Source organism: Rhizobacter sp. (genome assembly GCA_021153565.1).
Classification (GTDB): domain Bacteria; phylum Pseudomonadota; class Gammaproteobacteria; order Burkholderiales; family Burkholderiaceae_C; genus Albitalea.
On the sequence record JAJKJU010000227.1, the window covers coordinates 1 to 17,532 of the forward strand.

General features: G+C 63.4%; 14 protein-coding genes. 11 read left to right on the top strand and 3 right to left on the bottom strand.

Going from position 1 to position 17,532, the window contains the following annotated elements:
- The coding region (locus AC30NL_RS14370; protein WP_489464678.1) for a hypothetical protein at positions 1–310 on the top strand (310 nt) is incomplete at its 5' end.
- 386 nt (positions 311–696) lie between these two features.
- Entirely contained in the window at positions 697–1,152 is a 456-nt protein-coding gene (locus AC30NL_RS14375) for a response regulator (RefSeq protein WP_489464679.1), read from the top strand.
- A gap of 58 nt (positions 1,153–1,210) precedes the next feature.
- Here the strand turns inward: AC30NL_RS14375 and AC30NL_RS14380 are convergent, their stop codons facing one another.
- Positions 1,211–1,651 carry a response regulator gene (locus tag AC30NL_RS14380; RefSeq protein ID WP_489464680.1) on the bottom strand — a complete coding sequence of 147 codons (441 nt, stop codon included), beginning with the start codon at positions 1,649–1,651 and terminating at the stop codon, positions 1,211–1,213.
- 240 nt (positions 1,652–1,891) lie between these two features.
- Between AC30NL_RS14380 and AC30NL_RS14385 the strand changes: the two genes are divergently transcribed.
- The 8 genes from AC30NL_RS14385 (at position 1,892) to AC30NL_RS14420 (ending at position 13,161) form a co-directional block, all read left to right on the top strand.
- Entirely contained in the window at positions 1,892–3,043 is a 1,152-nt protein-coding gene (locus AC30NL_RS14385; RefSeq protein WP_489464681.1) for a CheR family methyltransferase, read from the top strand.
- A complete protein-coding gene (locus AC30NL_RS14390; protein WP_489464682.1) occupies positions 3,040–3,657 on the top strand; it encodes a chemotaxis protein CheW in 618 nt (205 codons plus the stop codon). Before AC30NL_RS14385 ends, AC30NL_RS14390 begins: the two co-directional genes overlap by 4 nt.
- A gap of 426 nt (positions 3,658–4,083) precedes the next feature.
- The gene (locus tag AC30NL_RS14395) at positions 4,084–6,027 is read left to right on the top strand and encodes a TOL_0244 family TonB-dependent receptor (protein WP_489464683.1); all 1,944 of its coding nucleotides are present in this window, start codon (positions 4,084–4,086) and stop codon (positions 6,025–6,027) included.
- A complete protein-coding gene (locus AC30NL_RS14400) occupies positions 6,027–6,560 on the top strand; it encodes a TOL_0243 family YfiR-like periplasmic protein (protein ID WP_489464684.1) in 534 nt (177 codons plus the stop codon). Before AC30NL_RS14395 ends, AC30NL_RS14400 begins: the two co-directional genes overlap by 1 nt.
- The gene (locus tag AC30NL_RS14405; protein WP_489464685.1) at positions 6,560–8,332 is read left to right on the top strand and encodes a methyl-accepting chemotaxis protein; all 1,773 of its coding nucleotides are present in this window, start codon (positions 6,560–6,562) and stop codon (positions 8,330–8,332) included. The genes AC30NL_RS14400 and AC30NL_RS14405 overlap by 1 nt, the downstream gene beginning before the upstream one ends.
- Positions 8,333–8,336: 4 nt before the next feature.
- The gene (locus tag AC30NL_RS14410) at positions 8,337–10,628 is read left to right on the top strand and encodes a hybrid sensor histidine kinase/response regulator (protein ID WP_489464686.1); all 2,292 of its coding nucleotides are present in this window, start codon (positions 8,337–8,339) and stop codon (positions 10,626–10,628) included.
- A complete protein-coding gene (gene cheB, locus AC30NL_RS14415) occupies positions 10,625–11,698 on the top strand; it encodes a chemotaxis-specific protein-glutamate methyltransferase CheB (protein WP_489464687.1) in 1,074 nt (357 codons plus the stop codon). The genes AC30NL_RS14410 and cheB overlap by 4 nt, the downstream gene beginning before the upstream one ends.
- The gene (locus AC30NL_RS14420) at positions 11,695–13,161 is read left to right on the top strand and encodes an ATP-binding response regulator (RefSeq protein WP_489464688.1); all 1,467 of its coding nucleotides are present in this window, start codon (positions 11,695–11,697) and stop codon (positions 13,159–13,161) included. Before cheB ends, AC30NL_RS14420 begins: the two co-directional genes overlap by 4 nt.
- A gap of 175 nt (positions 13,162–13,336) precedes the next feature.
- Here the strand turns inward: AC30NL_RS14420 and AC30NL_RS14425 are convergent, their stop codons facing one another.
- Positions 13,337–13,789, bottom strand: a complete 453-nt coding sequence (locus AC30NL_RS14425) for a CBS domain-containing protein (RefSeq protein WP_489464689.1) — start codon at positions 13,787–13,789, stop codon at positions 13,337–13,339.
- Between the two features lie 318 nt (positions 13,790–14,107).
- On the opposite strand from AC30NL_RS14425, the gene ligD reads away from it, so the two are divergent.
- Entirely contained in the window at positions 14,108–16,777 is a 2,670-nt protein-coding gene (gene ligD / locus AC30NL_RS14430; RefSeq protein WP_489464690.1) for a DNA ligase D, read from the top strand.
- A 25-nt stretch (positions 16,778–16,802) separates the two neighbouring features.
- On the opposite strand, the gene AC30NL_RS14435 is transcribed toward ligD, so the two are convergent.
- Entirely contained in the window at positions 16,803–17,489 is a 687-nt protein-coding gene (locus AC30NL_RS14435; protein WP_489464691.1) for a response regulator, read from the bottom strand.
- Positions 17,490–17,532: the final 43 nt, after the last annotated feature.

A 17,532-nucleotide genomic window follows, 5' to 3' on the forward strand; every position in this document is an offset into this window, starting at 1 on the left:
GGCGCGCCCTGCGGTCGATGCGCCGGCAGTCCTTGCGCCTGCCGGGAGCGCAGGCGCGCGACCCAGGTCGGGCGGCCCGCCGACTGGCCGGGACGGGCCGGTGCCGGACGTCCCCGATGGCGTGGCGGGCGGCAGTGTGGGCGGTGTAGAGGCGGGCGCGGATCCGATGGGCTTGGTCATGTCGGGTGGCGTCGGTGGCGGACAGCGCCATCGAGACACCAGTGACGGTAGCCGCGGGGGTGCGGGAAGGCGCGGAAAAGACGAAACGGTGCTTCAATTAGCGAAGCCGCCTACGCCGCAAATCGTATGACGCCGTGATACGACAAACCATGCACCGTGAGCAGTAGCGAAGACGGGATTCCATCGGGATCTCGAGCTCGCCGGGCAGGCTGTGCTTGTTGGTGCAGATCCTGAAACGCGTCCCGTGTAGCGCTTGATCTGAATGCGGTCGAGTTGGTCGTGGACGTCGCGCAGCCATTCGTACTCGTTCTCGCCCAGACGACGCGCTGGAGGCCGCATGGTTGCTGGGCTTCCTGACCCCCTCACTTCAAGGGAGCCGAATGGCGTGGGAAACGCGTGACGCTGGCAAGAGACAGCAACTCTGTCACGCACGTGGTCCTGCACGTGCCACGACAAATGCCGAAACTCCGTTGGAGTGGCGCCAAACACCCACAGGCAGACAAGGGAGTGTGCTCGATGACTACGATGGACACATGGCCGCGCGGTCCTGGCTTGGACGCCGACTGCGGCAACTTGCAGAGCCGCGTGCTCATCGTGGACGATGAAGTGGCTATGGCACGGGCGATGAACCGCGTCCTCAGACGTGCCGGGTTCGAGTGCCTGTTCGCAAGCAGCGGCCTGCAGGTCCGGTCGTTGCTGTGCACATTCAAGCCGGCTCTGCTGACACTCGACATCCAGATGCCGTGGATCGACGGCATGGATGTCCTGCAACTGCTGCGAGACTCGCCACGGAACCGGCCCTTCAAGATTCTCGTGGTCTCGGCGGCCCCGCGGCCGGAACGGGCGCTCGCAGCAGGCGCGGACGCGGTCCTGGCCAAGCCGTTCACCAACCAGGAATTGGTCGATACGGTCCTCGCCCAGTTCGGCACATTGGGCCGGGACCCGGTTTGCAAGGTCTCAAGGTCGTCGTGATGTGCGCGGGGATCGCTGCTGTCGAAAAACGAAATAGTGCTATTGAACGAATGAGCTGCTAGTTCCTGCCTGTTTCAGTGCGACCTTTGATCAAGGCCCGCTTCAATGCGGTTTCGAGCTTGGACATGTGCAACGGCTTGAGCCAGTAATCGTAGGCGCCGAGGCTCATGGCCTTCACGATGTCCATCGACAAGCTGTCGCCGGTGAGCAAGGTGATTCGCAGCTTTCCAGCGGCGATCTCTTCGTTCAGCGCTCGCACCACCTCCAGGCCGCCGATGTCGGGCAGGTGCATGTCCAGCAGCACAAAGTCGGGTTCCTCAGAGCGCGCAAGGCGTATGCCTTCCATGCCTGTATTGGCTGTCACGAGTGTGATGCCGGGGTAGCGCGACAACGCAGCCTCGACAAGTTCGATATTGAGAGGGTTGTCCTCGATGTAGAGAACTTTGCCTCGCAGGTCCAGTACTTCGGTCATGGTGTCGGTGGCGGTGTCGTGCGGCATGTGTGTCCTCGGGTTGTCCTCTCCCCAGGGGCTCTTGAACGATTGTGGATTCAGCCTCGATGAGAGTCACCCCCGGAAATGAATTCCCTCTCGCGAAGAGGGTGCCTTGGGGGGCGTGTCGAGCCCACATGTGGCAAAAAAAGGCCCGACCACGACCATATCGCGGCTCGACAAGTCGTTGCTTTCGGAGCATTCTCGACAGACAACGCGCATCAGCGCACATCACGCACAGGGACGGCGATGACGCACGGGGTTGGAGACGCTCTCGTCCAGGCCTTCAGCGACAGGATTGCCGCGTGCACCGGCTTGCGGTTCGACGCCGCTCGACACGCCGATCTGCACCGAGCCATTGATGGGCTCACTCAAGCCAGCGAGTCGGGCGACGCACGCGTCGAACTTGGGCAATGGCTTGCCCGGCCGTGGCTGCAAGCCGACATCGAGACGTTGGCAAGGCATCTTTGCGTCGGCGAGACCTATTTCTTCCGCGAGCCCGCTGCTTTCGATCTTCTCGAGCATGAGCTGCTCCCGCCGCTGATTGCACAGCGCCGGACCACCACGCGCACGCTTCGCGTGTGGAGCGCCGGTTGCTCCACCGGTGAGGAGGTCTATTCGGTGGCCATCATGCTGAGTCGACTCGTGCCCGATCACGCCGATTGGGACATTGTCGTCCTGGGTACCGACATTCACAGGGGCTTTCTGGCGCGGGCCGAGCAGGGTGTCTATAGCAAATGGTCATTCCGAGGTGTGCCTGACATGGTGCGTGATTGCTATTTCGACGCACTGGACGAGCAGCGCTTCGCTGTCAAGCCCATGCAAAAGCGACTGACGCAGTTTTGCTACGCCAACCTTGCGCAGCCAGTTCCAGCCGGCGCCTTCGACCTGATTCTTTGCAGGAACGTGTTGATCTATTTCGATCGTGATCAGGCGCGCTCGGCGGTGCGGCACTTGCGTTCATCTCTGACCGATGACGGTCTACTGCAAGTCGGCGCGACCGAGGCGAGTGCAGGGCTCTTTGACGGTTTTCGTGAAGTGCGGAGCGGCGATATGGTGGTCCACCGCAAGTTGCCGTGGTTCATGGGGCCCACATCGACCCAGCCTGCGCCAGAGGCTTCGATGCCCGTGGAGCCGCCTGTGATCGATGCGGAAAAAGTCGCCTGGGATCTCGTCGAGGCCCTCACCCGTTGCGAAATCGCGCTTCTGCGCGACAAGTGCGATGCCATGTTGCACCTGCAACACGCTGCCTTGCTCGAAGCGTTGCTGCGGCCCCAGCAGGCGCGCGATGCCCTGCGCCGCGCTTTGTTCCTCGATCCGACTCTCGTGCTGGCTCGTGCGGCGCTCCATCGGCTGACCTGGGTCAACAGCGGCACGCGTGCAAGCGGAGTCCCCGCATGAATCACGACATGCCCTCACGCAGCATTGATTGGGCCAAGATCAACCAACGCCTGGCCAAGGCGGAAGAGGCCATCATGCGCGGGCAGTCGCAGGCGCCCGAGGCCAGGCGCGCCGCACTCGAGGCGCGTGCACGCGCCCTCGCAGCAGAACCCGCCAACGCGAACCGCGGACCCGGCATGGAGGTCATCGAATTCTTGCTGGGTTCCAATCGCTACGCCGTTCCCGCGTCAAATGTTTGTGAAGTGCGACCATTGCAGGAGTTGACACCCTTGCCTTGCACGCCCGCCTTCGTGTCGGGCATCATGAGTGCTCACGGTCGAATCATTGCGGTCGTCGACCTCAAGAAATTCCTGGATCTTCCCGAGTCGGGGCTGACCGATCTGAACAAGGTGATCATCCTGCAGCATGCGGCCATGGAGTTCGGCGTGCTCGCCGACAGCATCGTCGGCGGACATCGGCTGCTCCTGGCAGATCTGCAGGCCAGCTTCTCGTCGTCGATGCAACATCGTGCAAACTGCATTCGCGGCATCACGCCGCAGCAGCTGACGGTGCTCGATGTGCAAGGCATTGCAAGCGACCCGGCCTTCGTTGTGGACGAAGAGGTTTCCGGATGAATATGTTCGTCATGATTCAGAACATCGACAGCCATCCGGCTGCACAACTACAGGCGAGGATTCATGGCCCGATTACACGGAGAACCGGCTTTGGCCGGTGTGGATCGCAAGCGAATTAGTGCAGTGTTCCACGCTCTGCGGAACTTGATAAGACTGATGGATTTGGCCGCGTGGCTAGTGTCGCGTCAAGCCACAAGTGTCGGTTGCTCGCGCCGCTGTCGGAGCGCAGTGCAAGGCGCGCCGACGAGTCATAGCCGTCGCTATGGCGAGGAGGCGCAACGCAGCAATGCGCTTCGAGAGCAAGCGAGCAGCCGGCATTTGTGGCTTGACGCGACACTAGGCGCGAACCGCAGCGATACCCGTGGTATCGCGAGGATTTGCAACGACGTCATGGGGCCAAAGACGCGGTCTTGTGTTCCGCATGGCGTGGAACTCTGCGCTGGAGCGAGCCGTCATCGGGTCCGCCCCTGGCGGCTGTCGCTGGTCACCGGTGCTGTGCTTCAGGCGATAAGCCCCGCCGCGGGCGCGGCCGATTCCGCCGAGAGCGTCGCGTCGAGATCGCCCGCGAGCCTGGCGCGACTGTCCATCGAAGAGCTGTCCGAGATTGAAATTTCGTCGGTGTCCAAACGCCCCGAGCGCTTGGCCGATGCGGCCGCCTCGGTGTACGTCATCACGCGTGAGGACATCCGCCGCTGCGGGGCCACCACGCTGCCCGAGGTTCTGCGGCTCGCGCCGAACTTGCAGGTGGCCCGTAGCAGCTCCAATGGCTATGCCATCAGTGCACGCGGCTTCAACGACGACAACGCGAACAAGCTGCTCGTGATGATCGATGGCCGCACCGTCTACACGCCGCTGCATTCGGGTGTGTTCTGGGATGTGCAGGATGTGTTCATCGGCGACATCGAACGCATCGAAGTCGTGAGCGGCCCCGGCGGCACGCTGTGGGGCGCGAACGCGGTCAATGGCGTGATCAACGTGATCACGCTGTCGGCGAAAGACACCGTCGGAACGCTCGCCGCTGCCATCGCCGGTTCCCAGGAGCGCGGCCTCGCGGCGCGGCACGGCGTGGCGCTGGGCGACGACGGGGCCGTGCGTGTTTATGCCAAGTCTTTTCGCTTCGACCACCACAAGCGCGCCAACGGCACGGACATCAACGATGCCTGGAACCGGGAGCAGGCGGGCTTTCGGGCCGACTGGGGCAAGGCATCGAACTGGACCTTGCAAGGCGACATCTACCAGGGCGATGCGCAGGCGCTTAGCCGGCCACAGCGCAACACATCGGGAGCGAACCTGATCGCACGCTGGAGCCGGGAATACGAAGACAAGTCGGGCTTGCAGTTCCAGGCCTACTTCGACACCTACAAACGTCGCCAAGAGGGCTTCTTCACCGAAGACCTCGACACCATCGACATCGACGCCCAGCACCATTTCCAACTGGGATCGGCTCACGAGATCGTCTGGGGCGGCGGCATGCGAGAACAGCGCGACAAGACCTCCGCCGCGGCGTCCTTCGCGTTCTCTCCGGCCGAGAGCAAGCTCACGCTTGCCAACCTGTTCGCGCAAGACACCTGGACGATACAGCCGCGCACCAAGCTCACCCTGGGCTTGAAGCTCGAGGACAACAGCTACACCGGCCTCGAATATCAGCCGAATGTGCGCATCGCCTGGAAGCCCGATGGACAGGCGCTGTTGTGGGCCGCGGTCTCGCGGGCAGTGCGCACGCCGTCGCGACTGGATCGCGGCTTACTGGTTTTCGCACCGCCCGGGGCGCCCAGCCTTTTGGGCGGCCCCGACTTCAAATCAGAGCGGCTCACGGCCTACGAACTCGGGTACCGGGGACAGCCGCGCTCCGACCTGTCGTACTCGGTGTCGACCTTTGTCCACGTCTACGACCGTCTGCGAAGCGTCGAACCCAACGGCTCAGGCAACTTCGTGCTGGGCAATGGCGTGAGGGCGCGGACCGAGGGCATCGAAGCTTGGGGCGGCTACCAGGTGCACGAGGGCTGGCGCGTGAACGCCGGCCTTTTGCTGCAGCACCAGTCCTTCAGCTTCGCGCCGGATAGCCAAGCTACTGGCACTGCATCCGGCAACAGCAACGACCCGAAGCACCAGTTCACGCTGCGCTCGAGCTGGTCGCTGCCGCGCGACATGTCGCTGGACCTCGCATTGCGCTCGGTCGCAGCCCTGCCTAGTCCCGCAGTGCCGGGCTACACCACGCTGGACGCACAGCTCGCGTGGCCCATCAGAAAAAACCTCGAACTCTCGTTCTCGGGCTTCAATCTGCTCGGGCGGCATGCTGAATTCGGCGCGGCGCCCGCCCGTGCCGAATACGAACGCAGCTTCGCGCTGAGGCTCCTATGGGCACTGTGATGCATCCACTCCAATGCGTGGCCGCGTCGATCGCATTCATGCTGTGGCTCGCTGTCGATGCGAACTCGGCCCAGGCGGCCGAGCCGCTCGAATACTCGGTCAAGGCCGCCTATCTCGCAAAGTTTCCGTTCTATGTCGACTGGCCGCCGCTTGCATTTTCAAGCCCGACGTCACCCATTGTGTTGTGCGTGGTGGGCGAGGACCCGTTCGGGCCGCTGCTGGAGGAAGCGACGCACGACCAGCAGTCGCAATGGAGACCTCTGGTCGTGCGTCGCATCAAGACCTTGTCTCGCGACTCCGGCTGCCATGTGGCTTATGTCGGGGCAGATTCGGTGCGCTTCGACTTGCTCAAAGGCAGTCCGGTGCTCGTGGTGACGGACACGCAAGGCGGCAACGGCGTGATCAACTTCGTGCTGCGCGACAACCGAGTGCGCTTCACCGTGGACGACGACACGGCTGCGCAGCACGGCCTGGGTATCAGCTCCAAGCTGCTGAACGTGGCGCTGGCTGTGAAACCGCGGGGACCTCGCTGATGTTCCGCTGGCTCATCAACATTCCCATCAGGCGCAAGCTGCTGCTCATCACGGTGCTTGCGAACGCGGTGGCGTTGCTGCTCGCAGGCTCCGCAATCGTTGCCTACGAGGTCTACACGTATCGCCAGCAGCAGTCCCAGGATGCCCTGGTGCAGGCCGAGCTGCTGGCCGCCAGTGTCACCGCGTCGCTTGAATTCAACGACACGAAGGCCGCGCAGGAATATCTGAACGCCTTGCGCACGAATCCTGGCATCTCGGCGGCCGCTATCTACGGGCCGGACGGATCACTGTTCGCAAGCTACATTCGCGCTGGCAGCGAGACGACGGTCATGCCGCGGACGCCGGAGCCCGGGCAGCATTTCGAGGGCGACGAGCTCGTGACCATCTGGCTGGTGAAGCAGGGCACGCGGCGGGTCGGCACCGTGCACCTGCGCCTGAGCACCGAGCCGGTCGCGCTGCGCCTCGCTCGCTACGGCGGCATCATTCTTTTCGTGATGATCGCCTCGCTGCTCATCACGCTGCCCGTGGCCACTCGCTTGCACGCGGTGATTGTGAACCCGCTGCGTGACATGGCCGATGCGGCGCGGCGCGTATCGGCAGGCGAAATCGTGGTGCTGTCGCCCAGCGCGGCGCGCGCCGACGAGATCGGGCAGCTCGAAGATGCCTTCCGGCAGATGAGCGCATCGCTGCAGGAAAAAGCCCAGATCGCGCGGCAGATCGCGGAGGGTGACCTGGCCTTGAAAGTTGTTCCGAAGTCCGAGCAGGACGTGCTGGGCAAGGCCTTCGTCGACATGATCGACAACCTGCAGGCGAAGGCAGAGATCGCCAAGCTGATCGCCACCGGTGATCTCACCGTGCAGGTCACGCTGCAGTCGCAGCGCGACGAACTGGGCCAGGCTTTCGCGACCATGGTCGAGAACCTGCGCGACCTGAACCGGCAGGTCAGCGACGGCGTGGGCGTGCTGGGCAGCTCGACCAGCGCCATCTTGACTGGCACCACGCAAGTGGTTGCTGGCGCCACGCAGGCAGCGGCGGTGATCAGCCAGACGGCGGTCACGCTCGATGAGGTGAAGCAGACGGCCATCGTGTCCACGCAGAAGGCGAGGTACGTGTCCGAGGCCGCGCAGAAGGCGGCGCAGGTGTCGAAGACCGGCCGCCGGTCGGTCGAGGACGCCATCGAAGGCATGCAGCAGATTCGCGAGCAAATGGAATTGATTGCCGACAGCATCATGCGGCTGTCGGAGCAGACCCAGGCCATCGGCGAAATCATCGCGAGCGTGAACGACCTGTCGGAGCAGTCGAACCTGCTGGCGGTGAATGCGTCCATCGAAGCGGCTCGGGCGGGCGAGCACGGCGTGGGCTTTGCGGTCGTGGCTCTCGAGGTGAAGAGCCTCGCCGCGCAATCGCGTCAGGCCACGGCCCAGGTGCGCAGCATCCTGAGTGAAATCCAGAAGGCCACCAGCAATGCGGTGGTGGCGGCAGAGGAGGGCGCGAAGGTGGTGGATGCTGGTGCGCGGCAGTCCAAGGACGCGGGCGAGGCCATCCAGCGCCTGTCTGACAGCATCGCCGAGAGCGCCTCGGCAGCGAGCCAGATCGCAGTGTCTGCACAGCAGCAGCTTGTGGGCATGGACCAGCTTGCGCAGGCCATGGGCAACATCAAGACGACCACCGCCCAAAACATGGACAGCACGCGGCAAGCCGAGATAGCCGCACATCAATTGCATGAACTCGGCAAACGCCTGAAAGGAATGGTCGGGCAGTACAAGGTTTAAGGACATGGAAGACGACAAGTTCTTGAAGTTATTGCTGCAGACCTTCACGGTCGAGGCGCAGGAGCATCTGGCGGCGATGTCGCAGATGTTGCTGCAGCTTGAGCGCAACCCGCCGCCGGGCGAGGCGGCCGTTGCCGTGGAGACGCTCTTTCGCGAGGCGCACAGCCTCAAGGGCGCGTCGCGCTCGGTCAACCTGGCCGACATCGAACGCGTGTGCCAACCGATGGAGCGCGTGCTGTCGGCATTGAAGCGCGGCGAACTCGCGACCTCGGCCAAGTTCTTCACGACCATGTACGCGAGCATCGACGGGCTGGGCCGGCTTCTGTCGCGCGACGTCGGCACGGCGGGCGAGGTTGATGCAGGTTTGCCTGCATCCTTGTCACGGTCCTTGCTGGACTTGGTGCCTGGTGGGACGGGGCCGCCATTGGCTCAGGTCACACCGTCAGTCGCTGCTGTTGCGTCCGCAGTCACCATGCCTCACGCGTCACCCCTTGGTCCGGCCGTGACTCCGGCTGCATCCGACAGCGTGCGGGTCGCCACCCCCAAGCTCGACGCGTTGATGACGCAGTCGCAGGAGTTGCACGCGCTCAAGTTCAGCGGCACCCATCTTGCCGACGATGTACAGGCCATTGGCGACATGTTGGCTGCCTGGCGACGCGGCGCCGACAAGCGCTCGCGTCACGCGCGGCTGCTGCGTCGATCGGGCGCAGTGGAGGACATGGCGAACGCGAAGGACAAGCGGCTGCTCGAACAATTGCTCGACGCCTTGGATGCGGACGACTTGTTCGTCCGCTCACTGTGCGAGCGGCTCGGGCGGCACGCCCGAGCCGTGGCACAGGAACGTCGCACCCTCGGAACCCGTGTCGATCGCCTCCTCGACGACATGAAGCAGATGTCCATGCTGCCCTTCTCCTCGCTTTTCGTGTCCGCACCCAAGATGGTTCGCGACCTCGCCCACGACAGCGGCAAGGAGGTCGACCTGCAGATCGAAGGTGCGTCGCTGGAGGTGGACCGGCGCATCCTGGAGCAAATGAAAACGCCGCTGACCCACCTCATCCGCAATGCCGTCGACCACGGCATCGAAATGCCTGAGGAGCGGCACGGCGCTGGCAAGCCGCGGCGCGGACGCATTCTCATCGCAGTCTCGGCGCGCGATGGAAACCGGGTCGAGATCTCGATCTCCGACGACGGTGCAGGCATTGCCCTCGACAAGGTGCGTTCGCGGGCACAGAAGATGGGCCTGCGTACCGAGAGCGCGCTCTCAGGCATGGACGAGGTGCAGATTGGGCAACTGGTGTTCGAGTCCGGGCTGTCGACGAGTTCAATCCTCACCGATCTGTCAGGACATGGCCTCGGACTTGCCATCGTGCGCGAGAAGGTCGATGCCCTGGGCGGCTCGATCGCCGCACTGCGTCCCGAAGGCGGCGTCGGCACGCGCTTTCTCATCGTGCTGCCCGCGACCCTCTCGACCTTCCGCGGCGTGCTTGTGCAGGCGGGTGACCGACCGTTCGTGTTCCCCTCACGCCATGTCGAACGTGTGTTGCGGCTGCTGCCCGAGAACGTCGTCACTGAGGACGGGCACGACAGCATCCGCGTGGACGGCGCCATGTTGCCGCTCGTTTCGCTCGCCGCGACGCTTGGCGTGAAGGCACGTTCGGCCACACGCGACCGGCCACGCCATGTGCAGATCATCGTGGTCGCCGGAGCCGGCGGGCCATTTGCTTTCGCGGTCGACGAGGTGATTGGCGACCAGGAGGTTCTGGTCCAGCCGCTCGCCCCGCCATTGCGCCGCGTGCCCAACATCGCTGCAGCCACGGTGCTGGGCGCGGGACAGGTGGTGCCCCTTCTCAACATGGCAGACTTGGTCAAGTCGGCAACGCTGGCGCGCGGCGGGCGTGTGCCGTCGTGGCGTTCGGCGCAAGCGCCGAACGCTGGCGCGTCATTGCTCGTGGCCGACGACTCCATCACTTCGCGTACGCGCTTGCGCGACATCCTGGAATCAGCGGGCTACCGCGTGACGACCGCCGCAGACGGCGCGGAGGCGCTTGCCAGTCTGCAAAGCGGAGAGTTCGATTTGCTGGTGACGGACGCCGAGATGCCACGGCTCGATGGCTTCGGACTCACGGCGCGAGTGCGCCGGGACAAGCGCCTGGCCGAGTTGCCGATCATCCTCGTTACCGCGCTTGACACGCGCGAGGACAAGGAGCGCGGCGTCGAGGCGGGCGCCAACGCCTACATCGTCAAGCACGGCTTCGACCAGAGGCGATTGCTCGACACGATACGGACACTTCTATGAGCATGTGTGACAGTGCCAAACCCGTGCGCGTACTGGTGGTCGATGACTCGCCGACCTATCGCGCGCTGCTGGCCGGGCTGATCGATTCGGATGCTCGATTGCGCGTCGTCGGCGTCGTCGACGACGGTGAGCAGGCGGTCGAATTGGCTGAGCGCATTCGCCCCGACGTGATCGTGATGGACATTCATCTGCCGGTGGTCAATGGTTTTGCCGCTACACGCCGCATCATGGAGACCTGCCCAACGCGCATCGTGATGGTCACCGCGACCTTGAATCCGCACGAGGTCGCTGAGAGCTTCGAGGCCCTGGAGTCAGGTGCGCTGACGGTGCTCGGCAAGCCGCCTGGGCCGGGGCATGAGAACTTCGATGCCGCACGGCAGGAGTTGCTCAACTCCCTGGCGCTGATGGCCGAAGTCCCGGTTGTGCGCCGCTGGCCGTCGACCGCGTTTCAGTGCGCAAATCCGCAGGTGCCTGCGGTGTCGCATGCGAGCGCCATTTCACTCGTAGCCATCGGCGCGTCGACCGGCGGACCGCTTGCGTTGCAGGCTTTCCTCTCGGCACTGCAGCCCGGCATTTCAGCGCCCATTGTCATCGTCCAGCACATTTCGTTGGGCTTCACGGACGGGCTGGTGCAGTGGCTATTCCGTGTGTCTGGGTATCCGATCCGCGTCGCCGCGCACGGCCACCGGCTCGAGTCCGGCGTGGCCTACATGGCTCCCGAAGGGGCGCACATGCAAGTCCGAGGGGAGGGCAGGATCGTGTTGACGGATGGCGCTCCGGTGAACGGATTTCGCCCTGCCGTGGCGACACTGTTCGACTCCGTGACAAAAGAATATGGACGTCGGGCCGCTGGCTTGTTGATGACCGGCATGGGCGATGACGGCGCGAAGGAACTGGCCACCATGCGCAAGGCCGGTGCACTCACGATGGTGCAAGACCGCGAGAGCGCGGTCATCTATGGCATGCCGGGCGAAGCAGTTCGCCTCGGGGCCGCGATGCACATCCTTGCACCACATGACATGGCGTCGACATTGAAGCGGCTCGTTCCGACCTTGGGAGAGCGACGATGAGCACCCCTGATGACACTCGGCCTGCGGGCAACGGCTTGGCCGCGCCCTCGATCGAGATCCTGCTGGTCGAAGACAGTCCGACGCAGGCGGCAAGGCTCAAGTACCTGATGGAAAGCCACGGCTACCGCACGCGCGTCGCAGGCAATGGCAGGAAGGCCCTGGATGCGATGAAGCAGAGCAAGCCGCGCCTTGTGCTGTCGGACGTGGTCATGCCGGAGATGGGCGGCTACGAGCTGTGCCGCGCCATCAAGACGGACCCGGCCTTCAAGGACACGCCGGTGATTCTCGTGACCTCGCTCATCGATCCGAAGGACATTGTCAGCGGGCTCGAATCAGGGGCGGACAACTTCGTGCGCAAACCTTACTCCGAGGAATATCTGCTCAAGCGCATCCAGCACACACTCTTGAACCAGGACCTGCGCCAAGCCGAGGGCGGGCGCATCGATCTCGGCATCGTGGTGTACATCGGCGGGCAGAAGCATTTCATCAATGCCGAGCGGCAGCAAATCCTGGATCTGCTCATTTCCACCTATGAACAAGCGGTGGCGGTGAATGAAGAGCTGCAGATTCGCGAGCACCAGATCGTGGAGTTGAACGAGCACCTGGAGCGTCGGGCGCAAGAGCTCGAAGTCATCAACGCAGAGATCGCGCGAAAGAACCTGGAGCTGCAGCGTGCGAGTGGCATGAAGTCGGAATTCGTCGCCAACATGTCGCACGAACTGCGCACCCCGCTCAACGCGATCATGGGTTTTTCGGAGATGTTGAAGGACGGCATGCTGGGAGATCTGACCGAGCGACAGCGCAGCTCCGCCGCCGCGATTTTCGACAGCGGCATGCACCTCTTGTCCCTGATCAACGACATCCTCGATCTGTCGCGCATCGAGGCCGGCAAGATGGAGCTCAACCTTGAGAAGACCGATGTCGACGAGTTGCTGCAAAACAGCCTGTCCATGCTCAAGGTGCGCGCTACGGAGCATCAGATCGAACTGAAGCTCGAGTCGGACGTCAGCGATCGCATCGACGTGGACCGGCGCAAGGCGAGGCAGATCGCCTACAACCTCCTGTCCAATGCCGTGAAGTTCACCCCGGATGGCGGCGCTGTGGTCCTGCGCGCACGGCGGGTGTCGTCGGTGCAGCTGGACGACATGCAGCGCGTGGGCGATGCGCCTTTGTTCGCCAGCTCGCGCTATCTCGAGGTCAGCGTGATCGACACCGGCATTGGCATTGCGCCCGAGGACATTGGCAGACTTTTCCGACCTTTTTCCCAATTGGACAGCGGCCTGTCACGAAAATACGAAGGCACGGGACTCGGGCTCGTGCTTCTGAAGCAACTGGTGGAACTGCACGGTGGCGCGCTGGCGGTGCGCAGTTCAGTGGGCAAGGGGACAACCTTCAAGGTATGGCTGCCCTATCGTGAGCTGGCGCCGGTCTTCCCGACACCTGCGCAGACACTGGTCTACTGAGAGCAATACGGGCCAGATCGCATTTCGGTTCCCTCTCCCCCGGCGGGGGGAAAGGGTTGGGGTGAGGGGTTTCCCAAAGAATCACCCCCATCTCCATCACGGCAGCCCCGCAGACTGCTTGCGCAGTCCTGCCACCATGTGCGGAAGCGGCTGGCAATGAAGAAGGTGGGTGACTTCAATGCGATGCAGTGTTCGTGTCCGGCCGATCCGGCTCCGACGGCCACGACACGTCGCGCAGCACCTCGTCGACGTGCTCTGACTGGCGCGTCGCGAGATCGCCCAGCGAAACGATGCCGATGACTTCGTGCTCGGCGTTCAGCACCGGAAGCCGTCGGATCTGCACGTCGCCCATCTGCTTCATCACCTCTTCGGTGGACTGCTCCTCGGTACACCAGCGCGTCTGTTCGGTCATCACCTCGCGCACGATGTGATCGGCGGGGGCCATGCCCGCCGCAGTGGCGCGGACGGTGATGTCGCGGTCGGTGATCATGCCCACGAGTTCCATGCCTTCGCACACAGGCAGCGCGCCGACGTTGAGTTCATCCATCAACTGCGCTGCGCTTTGCAGCGACGCCTCGGGGGCAATGACTTCGACGCCGCGCGTCATCACTTCTCTGATCGTTGTCATGTTTACTCCTTTGGGGCTGGGTATTGGAAGCTCTTGGCAAGCGGCGTTCCCCGCGCCTGCGTACGGAGCAATTTGCCAACAGGGCTTGGCTCAGAGGCTGAGAGTATTTCGATCATGCCCGCTCATCACGCCAAAAGCCCCCCTGCTCGTCGTTGCAAATGCTCGCCATAGCCAAGCCATGGCTGCGCTTTGCGCCTGGATCAGGCGCCTTTTGACGTGGTGCTCGGACACGTTCGAAATACTCTCAGCCTCTCAGGCTTATTCCCGATGCATCCTGGCTGCGAAAGATGTCCAGGGACGGGAACTCTGTTTGCTTGCATGTTCCGCATGACCGATCTCTTGCAGCGCTATCGGCAAAAGCGTGACTTCGACCTGACCCCGGAACCCAAGGGGAAGACCGCCAAGCCGAAGAAGGCCCTCAGCTTCGTGGTGCAAAAGCACGCGGCTTCGCGCCTGCATTACGACTTTCGCCTGGAGCTCGAGGGCACGCTCAAAAGCTGGGCCGTGCCCAAGGGGCCGAGTCTCGACCCGAATGACAAGCGCATGGCGATCCACGTCGAAGACCATCCCTTGTCCTACGGCGCCTTCGAGGGGGTGATTCCACGAGGCCAGTACGGGGCCGGCACAGTGATCGTGTGGGACAAGGGCACCTGGGAACCCATTGGCGAGCCGAAGGCAGGCTATCGGGCGGGCAAGCTCAAGTTCCGTCTGCGTGGTGCGAAGCTGAAAGGGGCGTGGACCCTGGTCCGCATGCGCGGGCATGGTGATGAAAGGCAGGAGCCGTGGCTGCTGATCAAGGAGCGCGACGAGGAAGCGCGGCCGGCTTCGGCCTACAGCGTGGTGGTTGAGTTGCCGGACAGCGTGATTTCGGGGGACAAGCACGCGGCCGGGTTCTTGCCCGAGGGGACGGCGAAGGCGCAGAAACGGGCCGCCGCAGCGGTGGCTGGCAGGGCGGCGACCGCGGAAAAAACCGCCCCTCGAAATACTCTCAGCCTCTCAGGTGACGTCAACAAATCCGATGTCCCTGAAGGCGCCAAGAAAGGTGACCTGCCGCTCTTCCTCGCACCTCAACTCGCCACACTGGTCGACCGCCCGCCACCTGGCGACGACTGGATGTACGAGATCAAGTTCGACGGCTACCGTCTTCTCGCCCGCATCGACGGCAACGACGTGCGTCTTTTCACCCGCAACGGCAACGACTGGACCTCGAAGTTGAAGGGCCTCGCTGCAGTGGTCAAGGCACTCAAGCTGGCCTCAGCCTGGCTCGATGGAGAAATCGTCGTACTGGGTGCCAACGGCGCGCCCGATTTCAATGCGCTGCAAAACGCCTTCGATTCGGCGCAGACCGAGAAGATCCAGTACTACCTCTTCGACATTCCGTACTTTGCGGGGTACGACCTGCGCGAAGTGCCTCTGCAGGAGCGGCGCGTGCTGCTATCGAAGTTGCTCGACGGCAAGACCAGCGAGCGCATCCGATTCAGCGAAGCCTTCAAGGCCGAGCCCGACGAAATTTTCCAGAATGCCTGCCGCATGCAGCTGGAAGGCGTGATTGGAAAGCGCCGCGATTCGATCTATGTGTCTCGACGCTCGCCGAGCTGGATCAAGCTCAAGTGCACGCACCGGCAGGAGTTCGTGATCGTGGGCTACACCGACCCGGATGGCTCGCGCGTGGGAATCGGGGCGCTGCTGCTTGCGATCCACGATGAGGCCGGAAGCCTGCGCTATGCGGGCAAAGTGGGAACGGGCTTCGACACCAAGACCTTGAGCGTGCTGCAGCAAAAGCTCAAACCGCTCACCGTCGACAAGTCGCCGCTCATTGACAAAGCCCCGGACGCGCGCGGCCACTGGGTGCAACCCAAACTCGTGGCCGAGGTGTCCTTCTCGGAGTGGACGCCAGACGGGCGCATCCGCCACTCGGTGTTCCACGGTCTGCGCACCGACAAGCCGGCCACGGTGATCACGATGGAGGCGCCGGTGGCAGCGAAGGCAGTTGCGAAGGAGGCATCGGCGTCGGCATCTGCAAAGAGGGCGGCGAAGAAGACGTCGAAGAAGACCGCAGCGCCGATGGATGTTCCCGACCTGCCCAAAGACGTGCGCATCAGCAACCCCGATCGCGTGATCGACGAGAGCACGGGTGCCACCAAGCGTGACCTCGTCAACTACTACCTCGTGGCGTCCAGGCAAATCATGCCGCACCTCGTCAAGCGCCCCGTGGCGCTGGTCCGCGCACCTTCGGGCATCCAGCATCAGCTCTTTTTTCAAAAGCACGCCGAGACGCTGAAGATTTCCGGCATCACCTTGCTCGACCCTGAGCTGGACCCGGGTCATCCGCCGATGATTTCCATCGACAACTTCACCGCCCTCATCGGAGCGGTGCAGATGAACGTGGTGGAGTTTCACACCTGGAACGCGACGGTCGGGAAGATCGAGAAGCCTGACCGCATGACCTTCGACCTCGACCCCGGCGAGGGTGTGCAATGGTCCGCAATGCAGGAGGCCGCTCAGCTCACGCATGCGCTGCTCGATGAACTCGGGCTGAAGAGCTTCCTGAAGACGAGCGGTGGAAAGGGCCTGCACGTGGTAGTGCCGCTCACGCCGCGTGACGGGTGGGACACTGTGAAGGACTTTTCGCAGGCCGTGGTGGAGCACCTTGCCAAGGTCGTACCCAAGCGCTTTGTCGCGAAAAGCGGGCCGAAGAACCGGGTGGGAAAGATCTTCGTCGACTATCTGCGAAACGGCCGCGGTGCAACAACGGCATGCGCTTTCTCCGCGCGCGCACGGGCTGGGCTCGGCGTGTCGATTCCGGTGGCATGGGATGAGTTGGCGGAACTCACGAGCGGTGCGCATTGGACCATCGCGAACGCGCACGAGCGGATGGAGGCGGGCGTGGACCCGTGGAGCGACTACGCGAAGACGAAGCAGACCTTGACCAAGGCAATGAAGACGCTGGGGTTCGAGGTCTCGGCAGACAAGACGACGCAGAACTGATCATGGCAACTTCAGCCACTGGACGTCACTCGACTGCCAGTCGGTAGCCAACGCCTGTTTCGGTGAGCAAGTGGCGCGGCTCTGCCGGATCGGCTTCTATCTTGGCCCGCAACTGACCCATGTAGAGCCGCAGGTAATGCGTGTGCTCAATGAAATCCGGCCCCCAGACGTCGGTGAGCAACTGCCGGTGCGTCACCACACGGCCTGCGCTGCGAACGAGACGGGCCAAGATCTTGAATTCGGTGGGCGTGAGGTGCACTGGCTGCCCGCCGCACTCGACGGTTCGCATTTCGATGTCCACGAGAAAATCGTCGAGTGAATGCTTGATTAGCGCAGGCGCCAAGGCCGTGCCCCTGTGGCGCAAGGCCACACGGATGCGCGCCAGCAACTCACCCACGCTGAAGGGTTTGGTGAGGTAGTCGTCGGCACCCTCGTCGAGCACCTGGATCTTTTGTGCCTCCTGATGCCGAGCCGACACCACCACGATGGGCAGGGTGCTTCGTCTGCGAATCTCGCGCACGAGTTGCGCACCGTCACCGTCGGGCAGGCCCAGATCGAGGATGACGACGTCAGGCGGGTCGTGCTGAAGCAACGCCGATGCTTCGTTGATCGACACGGCGGTCTGCACCTCGAAGCCTTCGACTCCGAGCGAGGACTGCATCAGCGTGCGAATCTCGCGGTCGTCTTCAACGACCAAAGCTTTCAGGCTCATGGGTGCACCCGCGCGCTTCTGGATGTCCCGCCAACAAACGGGA